The organism is Paraburkholderia unamae (assembly GCF_003268775.1).
GTDB lineage: Bacteria > Pseudomonadota > Gammaproteobacteria > Burkholderiales > Burkholderiaceae > Paraburkholderia > Paraburkholderia unamae.
Genome location: NZ_QLSU01000026.1, coordinates 1 through 15778, shown reverse-complemented (window position 1 = coordinate 15778; position 15778 = coordinate 1). Strand labels below are relative to the sequence as shown.

At 65.0% G+C, this 15778-nt stretch carries 16 protein-coding genes; 8 read left to right on the top strand and 8 right to left on the bottom strand.

What is annotated here, in order from left to right; translation table 11 throughout:
• Positions 1 to 278 precede the first annotated feature (278 nt).
• Positions 279 to 905 (bottom strand): TetR/AcrR family transcriptional regulator, encoded by a 627-nt coding sequence (locus C7401_RS32300; RefSeq protein ID WP_258397317.1) that lies wholly within the window; start codon positions 903 to 905, stop codon positions 279 to 281.
• A gap of 111 nt (positions 906 to 1016) precedes the next feature.
• On the opposite strand from C7401_RS32300, the gene C7401_RS32295 reads away from it, so the two are divergent.
• The 4 genes from C7401_RS32295 to cls all read left to right on the top strand — a co-directional run bounded on the left by C7401_RS32295 (position 1017) and on the right by cls (position 3919).
• Positions 1017 to 1952 carry an NAD-dependent epimerase/dehydratase family protein gene (locus C7401_RS32295; protein WP_112175613.1) on the top strand — a complete coding sequence of 312 codons (936 nt, stop codon included), beginning with the start codon at positions 1017 to 1019 and terminating at the stop codon, positions 1950 to 1952.
• 2 nt (positions 1953 to 1954) lie between these two features.
• Positions 1955 to 2299 (top strand): DoxX family protein, encoded by a 345-nt coding sequence (locus C7401_RS32290; protein WP_258397316.1) that lies wholly within the window; start codon positions 1955 to 1957, stop codon positions 2297 to 2299.
• Between the two features lie 168 nt (positions 2300 to 2467).
• A complete protein-coding gene (locus tag C7401_RS45740; RefSeq protein WP_258397315.1) occupies positions 2468 to 2596 on the top strand; it encodes a hypothetical protein in 129 nt (42 codons plus the stop codon).
• 51 nt (positions 2597 to 2647) lie between these two features.
• The gene (gene cls / locus C7401_RS32285; RefSeq protein ID WP_112175609.1) at positions 2648 to 3919 is read left to right on the top strand and encodes a cardiolipin synthase; all 1272 of its coding nucleotides are present in this window, start codon (positions 2648 to 2650) and stop codon (positions 3917 to 3919) included.
• Positions 3920 to 3983: 64 nt separating this feature from the next.
• Here the strand turns inward: cls and C7401_RS32280 are convergent, their stop codons facing one another.
• From C7401_RS32280 to glnT, 5 genes are all read right to left on the bottom strand, one after another.
• Positions 3984 to 5375: an ammonium transporter gene (locus tag C7401_RS32280; protein ID WP_112175607.1), complete on the bottom strand. Its 1392-nt coding sequence runs from the start codon at positions 5373 to 5375 to the stop codon at positions 3984 to 3986.
• A 207-nt stretch (positions 5376 to 5582) separates the two neighbouring features.
• Entirely contained in the window at positions 5583 to 6947 is a 1365-nt protein-coding gene (locus C7401_RS32275) for an FMN-binding glutamate synthase family protein (protein ID WP_112175605.1), read from the bottom strand.
• A 23-nt stretch (positions 6948 to 6970) separates the two neighbouring features.
• The gene (locus C7401_RS32270; RefSeq protein ID WP_112175603.1) at positions 6971 to 7660 is read right to left on the bottom strand and encodes a GltB/FmdC/FwdC-like GXGXG domain-containing protein; all 690 of its coding nucleotides are present in this window, start codon (positions 7658 to 7660) and stop codon (positions 6971 to 6973) included.
• The gene (locus C7401_RS32265; protein ID WP_112175601.1) at positions 7648 to 8556 is read right to left on the bottom strand and encodes a class II glutamine amidotransferase; all 909 of its coding nucleotides are present in this window, start codon (positions 8554 to 8556) and stop codon (positions 7648 to 7650) included. The genes C7401_RS32270 and C7401_RS32265 overlap by 13 nt, the downstream gene beginning before the upstream one ends.
• Before the next feature lie 10 nt (positions 8557 to 8566).
• Complete coding sequence (gene glnT / locus C7401_RS32260) at positions 8567 to 9952, bottom strand: type III glutamate--ammonia ligase (RefSeq protein ID WP_112175599.1); 1386 nt, start codon at positions 9950 to 9952, stop codon at positions 8567 to 8569.
• Positions 9953 to 10189: 237 nt separating this feature from the next.
• On the opposite strand from glnT, the gene C7401_RS32255 reads away from it, so the two are divergent.
• A complete protein-coding gene (locus tag C7401_RS32255; RefSeq protein WP_112175597.1) occupies positions 10190 to 10792 on the top strand; it encodes a helix-turn-helix domain-containing protein in 603 nt (200 codons plus the stop codon).
• 238 nt (positions 10793 to 11030) lie between these two features.
• Here C7401_RS32255 and hutG read toward each other — a convergent pair whose 3' ends face one another.
• Both hutG and C7401_RS32245 read right to left on the bottom strand, forming a co-directional pair.
• A complete protein-coding gene (gene hutG / locus C7401_RS32250; protein WP_112175595.1) occupies positions 11031 to 11840 on the bottom strand; it encodes an N-formylglutamate deformylase in 810 nt (269 codons plus the stop codon).
• 40 nt (positions 11841 to 11880) lie between these two features.
• Positions 11881 to 12846 (bottom strand): LysR family transcriptional regulator, encoded by a 966-nt coding sequence (locus C7401_RS32245; protein WP_112175807.1) that lies wholly within the window; start codon positions 12844 to 12846, stop codon positions 11881 to 11883.
• A gap of 236 nt (positions 12847 to 13082) precedes the next feature.
• On the opposite strand from C7401_RS32245, the gene C7401_RS32240 reads away from it, so the two are divergent.
• From C7401_RS32240 to C7401_RS32230, 3 genes are all read left to right on the top strand, one after another.
• Positions 13083 to 14270, top strand: coding sequence for an NAD(P)/FAD-dependent oxidoreductase (locus C7401_RS32240; RefSeq protein WP_112175593.1), 1188 nt, complete (start codon positions 13083 to 13085; stop codon positions 14268 to 14270).
• A 124-nt stretch (positions 14271 to 14394) separates the two neighbouring features.
• Positions 14395 to 15039 (top strand): HutD/Ves family protein, encoded by a 645-nt coding sequence (locus C7401_RS32235; RefSeq protein WP_112175591.1) that lies wholly within the window; start codon positions 14395 to 14397, stop codon positions 15037 to 15039.
• A partial coding sequence (locus tag C7401_RS32230) for an NAD(P)/FAD-dependent oxidoreductase (RefSeq protein ID WP_146758037.1) occupies positions 15036 to 15778 on the top strand: 743 nt, incomplete at its 3' end. The genes C7401_RS32235 and C7401_RS32230, both read left to right, overlap by 4 nt.

Sequence of the window (15778 nt, the reverse complement as noted above, 5' to 3'; positions counted from 1 at the left end):
AATGAAAAGTGGCGGGCAGATCGATCCCATCGCCTGCCCGACACCAGACGTGCGTATCCATTCTCGAATGCGTCGAAACTCGTCGAGGACGGTAGCGACGCCGCGCTTGCCGGCGTTTCGCGCGGCGTATCCGAAGTGGATGTGATCCTGGGCTTGAGCGATCAGCAGGTCGATCTGAGTGTCGAGGGCGTCGATTCAGCGATGGACGTCCGCTGGACGAATGGAGCCGACGTTCCTGCCTGCAAAGGACAAGCGCTGAGGTTCGGTCGCTGGACGCTCTAACGGAGCGCTGCGGCCACCGCCTCGTCAATCTGCAACGCGAAGCGCGTTTCGACATCGGACACCGTGTAGCCAATAGACAGCTCCAGATACGCGTCGCCAAGCACCAACTGCACGAATGTCGCGGCGCGCATTGCAGCCGTCGCTTCGTCAAATCTCTTTCGCAGAATCTCCGCGGCGTAGACCCGCACGACCTTCGCTCCATTTTCATAAAACACCTGGCCGAGTTCCGGAAGACGCTCGGCCTCGGCAACGATGGCCCGGTAAAGCCGCAGATAATCCGGCTCGATCAGGGTTCGTGCCAACACCCATCCCAACTCGCGCAACTCGACTTCGGGTGAGCCATCGGATGGCGCGTCCAGAGCACTGGCAAGAAGTTCACCCACCTGGGCGCACATCGAACTCACCAGACCGACAAAGAGCGCCTCCTTCGACTTGAAGTGGCGGTAGACCGTCTGTTTGCCGACACCGGCGGCTGCGGCGACATCGTCCATCGTTGCGAGGCCAAAACCCTGCCTCAAAAAAACGGCTTTCGCACCGTCGAAGATGGCGGACCGCTTACGGCGTTGCAGCGGGCTCAGGGTGGGAAGAGAGAGCGCATTCATGACAAACAAATAACAGATCACCGCCTCGTTGACAAGACTGACTAGTCTCGTTTAGATTACCCACGAACGAGACTAATCAGTCTCGTTTTAGTGACACATCAACTCCGCAGGCAATTTCTCAAGGAAAACGCTATGGAACTGTTCATCACGGGTGGTACGGGATATATCGGGCAAGCGGTCGCGCGCAAGGCCATCGGCCGCGGCCACCAGGTGACGGCGCTGGTGCGCGCAGACACGTCGGCGGCCGCGCTGGCGCTGGCACGTCTCGGCGTGAAACTCCATGTCGGCGACTTGCGTGAGCCACAGTCTTTCGCTGCAACTGCCGGTGCCGCCGATGGCGTGATGCACATGGCGTCGACCAACGATGCTTCCGCCGCCGCGGCGGACGAGGCCGCGACTGTGGCGATGCTCGCGCATTTGCGTCCGGGTGCGGCGTTTGTTTATACGTCGGGCACCTGGGTCTATGGCAATACGCAGGGCGAGCCCGCGACCGAAGTGACAGCGCCAGGCCCGACTCCACTCGTTGCCTGGCGGCCCGCTGTGGAGCAACGCGTGCTGGCGCTGGCGGCAGGTCGCTCGATTGCCGCGGTGATCCTCAGACCGGCGATGGTGCACGGCTACGGCGGCGGCGTCTTCGGCATGCTAGCCGGCATGGTCCGCCAGACCGGCAGCGTGATCATCGTCGGTGACGGCCGCAACCACTGGCCGGCCGTGCATGTCGACGATCTCGCCACGGCTTATCTGAGCGCGGTGGAGCGGGCGTCAAACGGTGATTCAAGCGGAGACGATCGAGTCGCCGGACAGATTTTCAACGTGGTCGCCGAAGATGCCGTCGCCGTTGCCGACATCGGCGAAGCGATTCGAGCCTCGGTCGGCGCCGACCGCGTCGAAATCTGGCCGCTCGACGAGGCGCGCAAATCGCTCGGCCCATTCGCTGATGCGCTGGCGCTCGACCAGACAGTCAGTGGGCGGAAATGCCGGCAGGTTCTTGCGTGGGAACCCCAAGGCCCCGGTCTGATTGCGGACCTGTCTGGACAAAAGCACTTCCAGCAGCGCAACGGAGTATGACGATGTCGTTCAACACTGCATCGCTTGAATCGATTCTCGCGACGATCGTAGCGGTTCTATTCGCCGTTGCCGGGGTGGTCAATCTCGCCGGACGCGGCGCGGTGAAGCGCGACTTTGCACGTTGGGGTTACCCGGCATGGCTTCGTTTGCTCTGCGGCGCCCTGGAACTCCTCAGCGCAGCGCTCCTTGCTGGACAACCAACCCGAGTCCTGGGCCTGACGCTCGCCAGTGCGATCATGATCGGCGCGCTCTTTACGCTGCTGCGCAATCGGGAACCGTTGCGGCATCTCGCCCCAGCGCTGATCTTCTCGGCGCTCATTGTGGCGACTGTGGCGGTCCGCGCTTGAACCTGCCTTGCCATCCAGCGAGTGAGCCCTGTCACCGTAATCCATCCCCATATTCGCTGGAAGACAACCACCCCACGCGCTCGCAAGCCGCTCATCCTTCGGCACGCCATGTGCTCTGTGGCCTTTGCTGCCTGCTTGCGCAGGCCCACGTGAAGCAAGGGGAACGCCATGAAAAAGATCGATCGCCCGGATACAGGACTCGCCCTGGCGACCACAAGCACGCGCCGCAGCGGACACGGCGCGCAAAGCGAGCGCCGAAATCCAGTCATCATGCGCATCGCCCTGCTTTGGCACTGAACGCATGGTGCGAAGTGCTTACGACGACGATTCGCCCAGCGAGATCCGCTCATGCCGACGCTTGCCCTGATTCTCCTGACGGTTGCGATCACGCTTATCGTCGTGCTGGTGATCGCGAACCTCACGAGCGGCGAGAAGAAGATCGAGCACAAGATCGAGCGGCTGTACGCGAGCAGCAGTCCGCAGTTCATCCGCTCGATGGGGCTGCTGCTCGGGCCGCCCGTGGTCGGCGGCAATCGATTCGCAGTGCTTGTGAACGGCGACGAGATTTTTCCGTCCATGCTGGAGGCTATCCGCTCGGCGCAATCCACGCTCACCTTCGAAAGCTTCATTTACTGGTCCGGAGCGATCGGCGAGGCATTCGCGCGCGCACTGTCCGACAAGGCGCGTGAAGGCGTTGCGGTGCATGTGCTGGTCGACTGGGTCGGCTCGTCGAAGATGGACAGCCGCTATCTGCGGATGCTGCATGAGGCGGGCGCCGAAGTCATCAAGTATCACAAGCCGCACTGGACAGGTCTTGGCCGCATGAACGACCGCACGCACCGCAAGCTGCTCGTGATCGACGGACGCATCGGCTTCACGGGCGGCGTGGGCATTGCCGACGAGTGGACCGGGCACGCGCAGGACGAGAAGCACTGGCGCGATACGCACTTTCGTGTCGAAGGTCCGGCGGTCGGGCAAATGCAGGCGGTCTTCATGGACAACTGGGTCAAGTCGACGGGCAATGTGCTGCACGGCGCGCCGTACTTTCCGGAACTCGATGCGGCGGGCGACGGCCTCGCGCACATGTTCAGCAGTTCGCCCTCGGGCGGCAGCGACGACATGCAACTCATGTACCTCATGGCGATCACGGCCGCCACACACTGCATCGACTTGTCGAGCGCGTACTTCGTGCCGGACAAATTGACGATCAACGCGATCGTGGAGGCCGCCAGGCGCGGCGTGAGGGTGCGCATCATCACGCCCGGCAAGCGCATCGACACCCATACGGTGCGCGAAGCGTCGCGCGCGTGCTGGGGCGGCCTGCTCGCGGCGGGCGTCCAGATGTACGAGTATCAGCCGACGATGTTTCACTGCAAGCTGCTGGTCGTCGACGAGTTTCTGGTGTCGGTCGGCTCGACCAATTTCGACAACCGCTCGTTCAAGCTCAACGACGAAGCCAATCTCAACATCTACGACCGCGACTTCGCACGCCAGCAGACGGCGATTTTCGACGCCGACATGGCCCGCGCGCAGCGCATCACACTCGATGACTGGCGCAGACGTCCGCTAGCCGAAAAGCTGCTGGAGAGCGCGGCCGCCCTGCTCGATCCGCAACTTTGACGCGCACGCCATACCATCATCGGTAGCCGGGGCGCCGCACGCGGTGCGACGCCCCAACCCTCCATTACGCGTGATACGCCGACTCACCGTGCGAACTCACGTCGAGCCCTTCGCGCTCGCCCTCCTGATCGACACGCAGGCCGATCACCATGTCCACGAGCTTGAACGCCACGAACGACACCACGGCCGACCACACCAGCGACGTGCCCACGCCCCAGCACTGCGAGATCAACTGGCTTGCCATGTCGTAGTCGCCCACCTTGTTCGCGACATAGTCGTAGACACCCGTGCCGCCCAGTTTCGGCGATGCGAACACGCCCGTGAGCAGCGCGCCCGCGATGCCGCCGATGCAGTGCACGCCGAACACGTCGAGCGAATCGTCCACGCCGAGCATGCGCTTGAGGCCATTCACGCCCCAGTAGCACAGCGCGCCCGCGATGAAGCCCATCACGATCGCGCCCATCGGCCCGACAAAACCACATGCGGGCGTGATGACCACGAGCCCCGCAATCGCGCCGGACACCGCGCCGAGCATCGAGGGCTTGCCCTTGATCGTCCATTCGACGACGGTCCACGAGACGGTGGCCGCGCAGGTGGCGAGCAAGGTGGTGACGAAGGCCAGCGCCGCCGCACCGTTGGCTTCAAGGTTCGAGCCCACGTTGAAGCCGAACCAGCCCACCCACAGCAGCGAGCCGCCGATCATCGTCATCGTGAGGCTATGCGGCGCCATATGCTCGCGCCCGTAGCCCACGCGCTTGCCGATCATGACCGCGCCCACCAGCGCCGCAATACCCGCGTTGATATGCACGACGGTGCCGCCCGCGAAGTCGAGCGCGCCCTTCTGGAACAGGAAGCCCGCCGTGGCGTTGGCTTTTTCCGCGGCGGCAGCGCTCGTGTAGGCGTCCGGGCCGGCCCAGTACCACACCATGTGCGCGATGGGCAGATACGAAAACGTGAACCACAGCACCATGAAGGCCAGCACGGCCGAAAACTTCGCACGTTCGGCGATGCCGCCGATGATGAGCGCGGGCGTAATCGCCGCGAACGTGAGCTGGAACGACACGTAGATGTATTCGGGCACCACCACGCCCTTGCTGAACGTGCTGGCCGTGGTGTCGGGCGTCACGCCCGCGAGAAACAGTTTGCTGAAGCCGCCGAAGAACGCGTTGCCCTCGGTGAACGCGATGCTGTAGCCATACACGGCCCACAATACGCCAAGCAGGCAAAAGATCACGAGCGTTTGCATCAGCACGGACAGCATGTTTTTCGCGCGCACCATGCCGCCGTAAAAGAGACCGAGACCCGGCGCGGCCATCATCACGACGAGGAGCGTCGCGACGATCATCCAGGCGGTGTCGCCCTTGTTCGGCGTCGGCGCGGCCGCGCCCTGCGCGAGCGCGGGCAGCGAGAGCGCCAGGGCGCCGATCACCGCGAGTAGTTTGCCCAAGCTTTTCATTGCACGATCCTGTAGAAAGGCATCGCGTCAGGCGCGCGCAAGCGGCGCGGCCTTCACGACACGCGTGTGGGATAGAAGTTGGATAACAGTGCATGGCCTGCGCTGCCGGCTTGTCGTGCGCCCGCTTGCGCGTTTCGACGGTGCGCGCGGCAGTCTCCTCGCCCGCGCGCGCCCGGTGCTGCAAATACTGCTTGTTTTACGGCTCGATCAACGCAGGTTCATACCGGGAATCCACGACGTGCCCGCGAGCGGCACGCGCGCCATCGCCGCCGATTCGACCGTCAGCGCCACGAGGTCTTCCGGCTCCAGGTGGTGCACGTTCTGCTTGCCGCAAGCGCGCGCGATGGTCGTGAGCTCCATCGTGAGCGTCTTGAGGTAGTTCTTCACGCGGCGCGCGCCCTCTTCCGGCTCCAGCCGCTTTTCGAGCATGGCGTCCTGCGTCGTCACGCCCACCGGACATTTGCCCGTATGGCAGTGATGGCAGAAACCCGGCGACGTGTTCAGCGCCGCATAGTCGGCCAGCGCGGAATGCAGCGCGCCGTTCTGGTAGTACGTCTCGCTGTTGCAGCCCAGCGCCATCAGCACGCCCTGCCCGATCGCCACCGCGTCCGCGCCCAGCGCGAGCGCTTTCGCCACGTCGGCGCCCGTGCGGATGCCGCCCGAGACGATCAACTGCACCTTGCCCTTCATGTTGAGGTCTTCGAGCGCATCCACCGCCTGGCGCACCGCCGCGAGCGTCGGAATGCCCACGTTGTCGATGAAGCAGCTTTGCGTGGCCGCCGTGCCGCCCTGCATGCCGTCGATCACCACCACGTCGGCGCCCGCGTGCACGGCGAGCTTGACATCGTTGAAGGTGCGCGTGGCCGCGACTTTCACGTAGATGGGCTTTTCCCAGTCGGTGATCTCACGCAGTTCCTGAATCTTGATGGCGAGGTCATCGGGGCCGGTCCAGTCGGGGTGGCGGCTCGCCGAGCGCTGATCCACGCCCGCGGGCAGCGTACGCATCGAAGCCACGCGCGGGTTCACCTTCTGCCCGAGCAGCATGCCGCCGCCGCCCGGCTTCGCGCCCTGGCCGATCACGACTTCGATGGCGTCGGCGCGGCGCACGTCGTCCGGATTGAAGCCGTAGCGCGAAGGCAGGCATTGATAAACCAGCGTCTTCGACGACTGGCGCTCTTCCTGCGTCATGCCGCCGTCGCCGGTGGTGGTCGAGGTGCCCGCCGCCGTGGCCGCGCGCCCGAGCGCCTCTTTCACGTTGGCCGAGAGCGCGCCGAAGCTCATGCCCGCGATCGTCACGGGCGTATCGAGCACGATCGGCTTCTTGGCGAAGCGAGTGCCGAGCACCGTTTGCGAACTGCACTTCTCGCGATAGCCTTCGAGCGGATAGCGCGAAAGCGAAGCGCCGAGAAACAGCAGATCGTCGAAATGCGGCACGCTCTTTTTCGAGCCCAGACCGCGGATTTCGTACAGGCCGCGCTGCGCGGCGGTGTGAATGTAATCGATGGTCTTGCGGTCGAAGGTGCTGGACTCTTCCTGTTGCAGACGCGCGAAATGAACCGGTTTGGTTTCCATGGGGACCTTCTCGATCGTGTTGTTCAGTATTCCTGGTCCGCGTCGGCGTTCCAGTGATAAAGCGTGCGGGCCGAGGCAATGCGGCGGAACTTCGCCGGATCGTGATCGAGCCCCGCCGCTTCGAGCAGTTCGCGCACGGTGCCAATGTCGGCGTCGGTCATGGGCTCGTACTGCGCGTCGGCGCCGAGCGACTTCACTTCGCCGCGCACGTACAGCACCGCTTCGTAGAGCGAATCACCGAGCGCGTCGCCCGCGTCGCCGCAAATCACCATGCGGCCCGCCTGCGCCATGAAGGCGGAGAAGCTGCCCACCGAGCCGCCCACTACGATGTCGCCGCCCTTGAGCGAGATGCCGCAGCGCAGGCCCGCGTCGCCGTCGATCACGAGCAGGCCGCCGTGTGCCGAAGCGCCTGCGCCGTTCGAGGCGAAGCCGCGCACATGCACCTTGCCGCTCATCATGTTCTCGCCCACGCCCGTGCCGGCGCTGCCCTCGATCACGATGTCCGCATGCTGGTTCATGCCGCCCGCGTAGTAGCCCGCGTGGCCCTCGACGGTGATCCGCACGTTGGCGTTCACGCCCACAGCAATGTTGTGCGCGCCATTGGGCGAGGTCACGCTCACGCGCTGGCCATTCAGTGCCGCGGCGTCGCCGTGCAGGTACTGGTTCAGCTCCCGCACGCCCTTGTTTTCCAGATCGAAAATCACGCCTTCCATACGTACATCTCCTCGGGTGCGGGTTCGAAAACCTTCGCGTTGCGAATATCGGGCAGATGCGCGAGCGAGCGGAACTCGGAGGCGATCGCCACGTAGTCGTCGTTTTCGGCCACGACGGCGGGCTTGCAGGCGAACGGATCGCGAATCAGCGCAAGCTCGTTCGACGTGCCCATCAGGAACGTGTAGAAGCCGTCCAGCTCCTCGAAGCCCTTTTGCAGCGCATCGGGCAGCGAGTCGCCTTCGCGCAGGCGCCATTCGAGAAAGCGGCACGCGGCTTCGGTGTCGTTGTCGGTGTCGAAGTGAATGCCGAGCGGCTCCAGCTTGCGGCGCACGCCGTACGGGTTCGACAGCGAGCCGTTGTGCACGAGGCAAAAGTCCTCGCCTGCCGTGAACGGATGCGCGCGGTCAGGCGTGACCGCCGACTCCGTCGCCATGCGCGTGTGCCCCACGAGGTGCGAGCCCTTGAGTTTCGAGAAGTCGTAGCGCCCGGCCACTTCGGCGGGCGAGCCGATGTCCTTGTACAGATCGATCGAGCGGCCCGTGGAAAGCAGATAGAGCTTCGGATATTGCTCGCCCAGCCACGCCTTCACGGCTTGTGCGTTGCCTTGCAGCGTGAGCACGGCGTGGTTCGCTTTCGCGTCGATGCGCGCGGTGACGTCCATCGCGCGGTTGAGCTGGTCGAGCAGCGTGTGCCACGGAAACTCCGCGCCTTCCTGCGTAAAGCCCGAATAAAGGCTCAGCTTGCGCTGGCTTGCATCCAGTTCCTTGCCGAACACGGCGAGACCCGCCGAGTCCGGACCGCGCTCGGTCATGCCGATCAGCATCGGCACCATCAGTTCGCCGAGCTGCTCGCGTAGCGCCGGTGTTTTCACCAGCAAGCCTACGATTCCGCACATGTCGTTCTCCTTAGAAAAATTCGAGGTAGCTCTTGAGTTCCCAATCGGAAACGTGGCGCATGTATTCGAGCCACTCCATCCGCTTGAGCTTGATGAATTCCTGCGCGACGGGGCCGAGCGCCTCGCAGATGAGCGTGTCCGCTTCGAGCGCGTCGAGCGCCTGTTCGAGGTTTTGCGGCAGCACGGCAATGCCGTTTTCGGCAAGCTTCGCGGGCGACCACTCGTAAAGGTTCTCGTTGGCGGGCGCGCCCGGATCGAGTTCGTTGTCGATGCCGTCGAGCCCCGCCGCGAGCACGGCCGCCGTGGCGAGATACGGATTGCACGAGCCGTCGGGCAGGCGCAGTTCGATGCGCTCGCCGGGCATGCGCACCATGGTCGAGCGGTTGTTGTCGCCATAGCTCACATAGGCAGGCGCCCAGGTCGCACCGGTGAGCGAGCGGCCCACCACGAGGCGCTTGTACGAGTTCACGGTGGGGTTGCACAGCGCCGTGAGCGCGGGCGCGTGCTTGAGCAGACCCGCCGTGAACTGGTAGCCGAGCTTCGAGAGGCCCATGCCGAGCGCGTCGGTCGGGTCGGCAAACAGGTTGCGCTTGCCGTCGCCGATCGAAACGTGCATGTGCATGCCGTTGCCCGGACGGTTCGCGAACGGCTTGGCCATGAACGAGCAGATCATGCCGAGTTCGTTGGCGATTTCCGAGGCGGCCATCTTGAAGAACACGTAGTGATCGCACGAGGTCAGGCAATCGGCGTACGTGTAGTTGATTTCGAACTGGCCGTTGGCGTCTTCGTGGTCGATCTGATAGACGTCGATGCCCACTGCGCGCATGGAGTCGGTGAGGCGTTCGAGAAACACGCGCGTGCGCGACAGGCCCTTGTAGTCGTAGCAAGGCTTGGCGAGCGTGTCGCTCGGGTCGCACGGCTCCAGCGTGCCCGAGGCCGAGCGGCGCAGCAGCGAGAACTCCGGCTCGAGACCCGTGAAGAGCGTCCAGCCGCGCTCGGCCACGCGCGCCACCTGGCGCTTGAGCGTCACGCGCGAATCGTGGGCCCACGGTTCGCCTTCCACATGGCCGTCGCAGACGATGCGCGCGAGGCCCGGCTGCCAGGGCACCGGCGTGAGCGTCGAAAGATCGCCCACGGCCATGAAGTCCGGGCCGTTCGGCTCGATCCCCACGCCCCAGATCGCGAAGCCCGCGAACCCGGCGCCCGCCTTGAGCACGGTCTTCAGATGCGAGACCGGCACCGACTTGGCCTTCGCCACGCCGTGAATATCGACGAACTGCGCCAACACGTATTTCACGCCCTGCTGGCTGAGCCAGCTCTGCGCGTCGTCCGCCGAGCTGAAGCGCGGCACGCTTCCCAACTCATTGACGGGTAGCTTTGCATCATTGAGATTCATCGTCACTCCTTGCAACTCATCCGCGGTTGAAAGAGCGGTGCGCCCGACTTCACGTCGGTCATCGAGGCGTTTCGGCCCTTGCGGGAACGGGTGGCCGAACCGCGCGCTCGCGCTGCGCACGCGCATAGTCAGTTTTTAAAATTCTCCATGTGCAACTTTATTTCTTGATGTGAAACATCCAGCGCGCACGTAAGCGCCCCGCCTGCTACGCTTGCGCTTTTAAAACCGAGGCCAGCCATGCAAACCGGGGACGACAGCAAAGCACCACTCGAACGCTACCTGGGCGCGGCAATTCGCGAACTGCGCCAGCGTCACGGCCTGACCATTGCCCAGGTCGCCGACCAGGCCGGTATCAGCCGCGGCATGCTCTCGAAGATCGAGAATGCCCAGACTTCGACCGGACTCGACGTTCTGCACCGCATCGCCCAAACACTCGGCGTCTCACTGTCCACGCTCTTTCGCAACTTCGACGTGCCGCAGGGCGGCGCGCAACTCGTCAAGAAAGGCGCGGGCATGGAAGTCGTCCGCAAAGGCACCAAACGCGGCCACACCTACCATCTGCTCGCCTACGACCAGGGCCCGCGCAAAGCCTTCGAACCCTTCCTCATCACCCTCGAAGACGAAGCGGAGCGCTTTCCGACCTTCGAACATCCGGGCACCGAGTTCATCCACATGCTCAAGGGCGTGATCGAGTACCGCCACGGCCAGCAAACCTACATCCTCCATCCCGGCGACACCCTCACCTTCCAGGCCGACATTCCTCACGGCCCCGAGCGCCTCATCAAGACGCCCATCCAGTTCCTGTCGATCTTCATCTATCCGCCGGGCACCACCGAATGAGTCGCGGGTCCCTCGATCACCCCTGCGCTACTTCTTATGCAACGTCCGTGCCATGTTTATCGTCATGAATTAAAAATTCCTGCTGATAAACACCTGGCGCGCACGCCAGCCTTCTTCAACCTGCCTTTCCGTTCCGCCCGCTTCCCCGCTTGCCTGCTCACGGTGCGCGGCTTTCCTGCCTGCTGTGCGTGCCCGCACTGAAACGGAACGCCCGCTTACGCCCGAGTATCAGAAACGCTTATGAAAGCACGGGCGCGAGTTGCTTCAGCGCTGCCAGCGCCCCGCCGACCATGCGTTGCAGCGTGGGCTGCACGGCTTCGGCGCGCTCGACCCGGTACGCGAACGGTGCGTCCTCGCTCATATACGTCGATTGACACATTTCGAGCTGAATCGCGTGGATGCCGCGCTCGGGCGCGCCGTAGTGGCGCGTGATGTAGCCGCCTTTGAAACGGCCGTTCGCCACCGAGGTGAAAGGGCTCGCCTGCATCGCATCGACCGCGGCCTGCTGGACTGCGCCCGCGCAGGTGCGACCGTCCTGCGTGCCCAGGTTGAGGTCGGGCAGCTTGTTCTCGAACAGGCGCGGCAACACGCTCGCGATCGAATGCGCTTCCCACAGCAGCACGTTCGCGTGCAGCTCGCGCAGCCGCGCCAGCTCGGCCGCGAGCGTGTCGTGCCAGGGCTGCCAGTACTGCGCGACGCGTTCGGCGCGCCGCGCCGCATCCGGTGCGCAACCCGGCTTGTAAACAGGCTCGCCGCGAAAGGTTTCGGCGGGGCACAAGCCCGTGGTGGTCTGGCCCGGATAGAGGCTTTCGTCGTTGGGCGGCCGGTTCAGATCGATCACGTAGCGCGAAACGCGCGCGCCCAGCACCGTTGCGCCCATCTCGCGCGCGAACGCATAGAGGCGGTCTAGATGCCAGTCCGTGTCGGCCACCGTTAGCGCCGTGGGCGTATAGCGATCCTGCAATGCTTCGGGAATGCACGTGCCCAGATGCGGGATCGACACCAGCAAGGGCGCCGTGCCTCGCTCAATGAAAAACAGTTCGTTCATCTGATTGATCCTCCTTGAAGGCGTTGAATCGATCCGCGCCCTAGTGCAGCGCTTCATCAGGCAATTGCGGCAACGCTCGCACGAGCGCGGGACGGATCGATGCGTCGAGCACGCGCCGCGTGAGCGTGACGATTTCCTGCGCGAACATGTCCCACTCGCCCTGCCGGTGCAGCAGGAAAAAGTCGCGCCGCCCGAGCCGCCCGGAGGGCAGCGGCAGCACGGCGATGTCCGGCAAATACTGGCGCGCCTGCCAGAGGCACAGGGGCGTTGAGATGGCAAAACCCAGCCGTGCCGCCACGAGGCTCAGCAGCGGGTCGGTTGCGTCGAACTCGTAACGGCGCGGGCTGTTGATGCCCAGATGCCGCGCGTAGCGCTCGACCTGCTGCCCGATCACCGAGCGCGCGGTATAGCGGATCATCGGCATTTCCAGCGCGAGCGTGCGCCAGTCGGCGTTGCGGTGCTCGGCCAGCCAGGTGCGCGAGACCACGGCGACAAACGCTTCCGAAAAGAGCGGCACCTCGACGATGCGCGCGTCGTTGAGCGTCGTTTGCGTGCAGACCGCGAGGTCCAGTTCGCGGTCGTGCAATTGCTTGCTCAAGCCCGGCGTCAAGCCCGACCAGAGCGCGATCTGCCGCGCCGAGCCGGACACCGCGCGTATCAGTTCCGGCCCCACGGTCGCGGCAAACGAATCCACGCAGCCAAGGCGCACCGGCAAGGTGCCCGCGTTCGATGCGTCGCCAATGCGCGTGCTGACCATCTGCGCATGCTCCAGCAGCGGGCCGGCCAGTTCGAGCAGCGCACGGCCCGCGACGTTGGGGCGCGGCGGGCGGCTCTCGCGATCGAACAGCACCACGCCCTGATCGCGCTCGAGCGCCGCAATGGCTTGACTCACCGCGCTCTGGCTCACGCCGAGCTGTTTTGCCGCGCCCGTCATCGAGCCGGTCTCGCACACCGCGAGAAAGGCTTGCAAGGCGTTGAGGTCGATAGGTGCCTGGGTACGTCTCATGAAGGGCTCCGCGGATGTTTGCGCCATGACGCCGGCCGCCGTATGCCACGCGCGGCCGGTCTTGCGCACCGGTTTCGTGCTCGCCGCCACCGCGTCGTCTGCGCATGATGCCGCCCTGGGCGGCAAACACGCGGACGATGAGCGATCGCGTTCGTGAACCATAAGTTTGCCTAATACAAAAATACGGTGTGCACGGCAGACGCAGAATTGGCCCCATCGTTCACCACGGGGGCCCCATGAGCCACTTTGACTATGTCGTGATCGGCGCCGGCGTGATCGGCACGTCCGTCGCCCACCATCTCGCCGCGCTCGGCGCGACCAGCGTTCTCGTGCTCGACCAGGGCACGATCGGCGCGGGCACCACCTCGCAGTCCTCGGGGCTGCTGCGCACGCATTACTCGGTGCGCCAGAACGTCGAACTGGCCCGCGCTTCGTGGTGGGCGTTCAATAATTTCGCCGACTATCTCGGCGACGACGAAGCCTCGTGCGGCCTCGTCAAGTGCGGCTACATGATCAGCGCGCCCGAAGGCGACAAGCTCGATCCGCTCGCCGCCTCGTTGCGCGCGCAACAGGACATGGGCATCGAAGTGCAATTGCTCGACCGCCAGGCGGCGCAGGCGCGCCTGCCGATCGCCACCTTCGACGACGCCGCGCTGATCGGCTTCGAACCGGAAGCAGGCTTCGCCGACGCCTACCTGGTGGCGACGAGCTTCGCGCGCGCCGCGCGCCGCCGCGGCGTGAAGATCATGGAGGGCGTGCGCGTGACGGGCCTGATCCGCGAAGGCCGCCGCGTGACGGGGGTGGAAACGACGGCAGGCCGCTTCGGCTGCGGCGCGCTCATCAGCACACAGAACATCTGGACGCCGGAACTCGCGCAATGGATCGGCGTGCCGCTGCCCGTGAAGCCCGAGCGCCACACCGTGCTCGCGCTGGAATGCGAAGCGGCGCCCTACACCTTCGCGATGCCCGCGTTCAAGGATCTCGGCTCGGCGGGCATGCTGTATTTCCGCAGCTACGGCGGCAGCCAGATGCTCGTGTCCGAAGGCGTGGTGGGCGACACGCTCAACGCGCCGGAAACCGAACAAGGCGACATCTCGCTCGACTATGTGGCCGAAGTGGGCGCGCAGGTGGCCGAGCACTTCCCCGCCTACGAAACCGCGGGCCTCGCCTCCTCGTGGACCGGCGTGTACGACGTCACGCCCGACTGGAACCCCGTGCTCGGCAAGGTCGCCGACGTGGAAGGGCTCACGGTGGGCTTCGGCTTCTCGGGCCACGGCTTCAAGCTTTCGCCGGGCATCGGCAAGCTGCTCGCGCAACACGCGCTCGGCCTGCCCACCGACGTTTCCCTCGAACCCTACGCGCTCGAACGCTTCGCGAGCGGCGCGCTGCTCACCGGCAAATACGGCCTGGGCGCGGTGTCCTGAGGCCGGCGCGTGAAGCGCTTTCTCATGCGAAAAGGAGAAAATTGATGACTTTCCGAAATCTGGCGCCCGTCGCGCGCGTGGCCGGCATGATCGAAGCGCGCACGCCCGCTGCGGGGCAACGCGCATGAACGCCCGCCTGCCCGCTCTTTGCGACGACGCCGCCGAGCTTTACGCCGTGCGTCTCATCGACGGCGCGCGCGTGCCCGCCGAGCCTTGGGCCAACGGCGGCGGCACGACGCGCACGCTCGCTCGCGGACGCGAGCACAATGGCGCCGCGCCGTGGCGCGTGAGCGTCGCGACGCTCGACGGCCCGGCGAAGTTCTCGCAGTTTCCGGGCTACGATCGCACGCTGCTGCCCATCGACGACGGCGCAATCGATCTGCATTCGCAAGACGGCCAGTTGCTCGCGCGCGCGGGCCAGCCGGTGCATTTCTCGGGCGACCTGCATGTGTGGGTGAACCTGCCCGCGCGGCCCGTGAACGTGCTCAACGTCATGTGCAAGCGCGGCGCGTTTCGCGCGCGGGTGAGCGTCGCGGCGCACTCGCTGCGCGTGACGCCCGCCACCACGCATCTGCTCGTGAGTCTTGCCGGGCAGTGGAATGTGGAAAGCGCGCTGCTGCGCGGCGTGACGTTGCCGCCGCTCAACGCGTTGTGGATCAGCGGCCGGCCCGAGGAGCTCGCACTGCGCCCTTCCGGGCCCGGCGCGCAGTTGGCCTCGATCGCCATCGAGGCGGTTGCGGGCGAGGCGACAGCGGGGCATCGTCGATGACGCAGCAGAGCGAGGCGCTCGTCGCGCAGTACGGTCCACGCGAGTCGATGGAATACGACGTGGTGATCGTGGGCGGCGGCCCGGCCGGGCTTTCCGCCGCAATCCGCCTGAAACAGCTGGCCGCAGAGAAAGGCGCCGAAATTGGCGTGTGCGTGCTGGAAAAAGGCTCGGAGATCGGGGCGCATATCCTCTCGGGCGCGGTCATGGATCCGCGCGCCTTGAACGAGTTGATTCCTGACTGGAAAGAACAGGGCGCGCCGCTGAATGTGCCCGTGACCGAAGACAAGTTCCTTTTCCTCACGGAAACGGGCGCGAAGGGCGTGCCGAACTGGGCACTCCCCGACAACTTCAAGAACCACGGCAACTACGTCATCAGTCTCGCGAACGTTACGCGCTGGCTGGGCCAGCAGGCCGAAGCGCTGGGCGTGGAGATTTTCCCTGGCTTCCCGGCCGCCGAAATTCTCTACAACGAAGACGGCTCGGTAAGAGGTGTCGCCACCGGCAACATGGGCGTGGGCAAGGACGGCGAGCCGACCGAGAACTTCCAGCTCGGCATGGAGTTGCATGCCAAGTACACGCTGTTCTGCGAAGGCTGCCGCGGGCATCTGGGCCGTCAGCTCAACGAGAAGTTCAAGCTCGGCCGTGACTCGGACCCGCAGGTCTACGGCATCGGCATCAAGGAACTGTGGGAGATCGATCCCTCCAAGCACAAGCCCGGCCTCGTGATCCACACGGCCGG